General features: G+C 36.0%; 3 protein-coding genes. 1 reads left to right on the top strand and 2 read right to left on the bottom strand.

The window, feature by feature from the left end:
- The coding region (locus AC1DG9_RS27115) for a hypothetical protein (protein ID WP_477635699.1) at window positions 1–337 on the top strand (337 nt) is incomplete at its 5' end.
- An 11-nt stretch (window positions 338–348) separates the two neighbouring features.
- Here AC1DG9_RS27115 and AC1DG9_RS27110 read toward each other — a convergent pair.
- Both AC1DG9_RS27110 and AC1DG9_RS27105 read right to left on the bottom strand, forming a co-directional pair.
- Window positions 349–867, bottom strand: coding sequence for a hypothetical protein (locus AC1DG9_RS27110; protein WP_337715950.1), 519 nt, complete (start codon window positions 865–867; stop codon window positions 349–351).
- Window positions 868–1008: 141 nt separating this feature from the next.
- Window positions 1009–1215 carry a hypothetical protein gene (locus tag AC1DG9_RS27105; protein ID WP_048905896.1) on the bottom strand — a complete coding sequence of 69 codons (207 nt, stop codon included), beginning with the start codon at window positions 1213–1215 and terminating at the stop codon, window positions 1009–1011.
- Between the last annotated feature and the right edge of the window lie 134 nt (window positions 1216–1349).

Genomic DNA, 1349 nt, shown 5'->3' with positions numbered 1-1349 from the left:
GGACAAAAGGGATCAGAAGCTGGATGAATTATTGGCAACTGCACTGAAAAGTGAACCTGTAAGCAGTTTGCCTTATGGTTTTGCAACAATGGTTACCAGGAAAGTTTTTGCCCAAAAAGTTAAGCCATTCGGTATTAAAACTTATGCGCTTGTTTTTATGGCTATTCTCGGTATTGTAGCACTTTCGCTTACTTTATTGTCGCTGTTTAATCCGCAACTAACCGTAAGCTTACTTGCTATGATTAAACTTGGCAGGTACATACTGGGTTTTATTGTGCTTAGCTTCTTTTTAATTGAATATATTGATCAAAAGTGGGTGAGGGCTTCGCAAACGTAACGACAGTATAATCAGGCACCTCCGTTAACAAAGAAGTTGAAGCAATCATTTGTAGCAAGGTTAATATGTACGCTGAAATAATTGTTTCCACCATCTTTAAATGCGATGATTTCTTTCTTCCAGGTTTCATCTTTACTCACAGCACTTTTAATAAAACAGTTTAAAAGAATAACCTTTTCGCCGTTTTTATTTTTGTATCCAAGATATTGTCTGAAATACCCTGACGGTGCCTGGATTCTGGTAGAATCTACAATGACACCATCTTTATCGATTTTACTTGTTTTTAGGCACATTTTGAAGATGCGCTCTGCGTTTTCAATATCCTCAGCAGTTGGCATAAACTGGACACTGCCCTCATCGGCATTGGCCGAAGTATCTGGAGCAAAGATTACACCTGTATATTCCTTTGTGGTTATATATTGATTTTTGCTGCCTTCAATAGGGGCTATCGTGTGCGTATCAGCAGACTTATTTTTAAAGTCGCAGCCGGTAATGACCAACAGAAGGATCAGAAAAGATAAAGTCCTCATAAGTATTGCATTACTAATATAACTAAAATGAGTTACTTTAATTCTACAGTTCAGCAATAATATTTAGATATTTATGGGCAAAAAAAAGACCGGACAATTCAATGAGTACATTCAATCATCCGGCCTTCAAATCTAACTCCCCTATAGAGTACGGATAAAACTGAAAACAGTTGCTAGTTGCTTAGATAAAAATTGTGTTGTATCACCAAGAACAGCGTTTACAGTAGTAGTAACATTACCTAATAAAGCACCTAAAGAGCTCCATACTATGCCGCCACCATCAGTTTTTGTCATTTCAACAGAGTTCATTTCTTGAACACCTAAATTGTTTAGTTCTAACTTTTTCATACTTGTTTACAATAAGRTAAATTTCCTTACTCGTTAAAGGCCTTTCAGGGTATGCCTGATGCTTTAAAAAGCACTAGAACTAATTTAACCATTATTCAAATTGGTATGTTTATTCAATTTGTTCAGTATTAGAA

Source organism: Pedobacter sp. 05L430 (genome assembly GCF_056397585.1).
The sequence above is the reverse complement of the archived record's forward strand: the minus strand, read 5'-3'. Positions and strand labels throughout refer to the sequence as shown.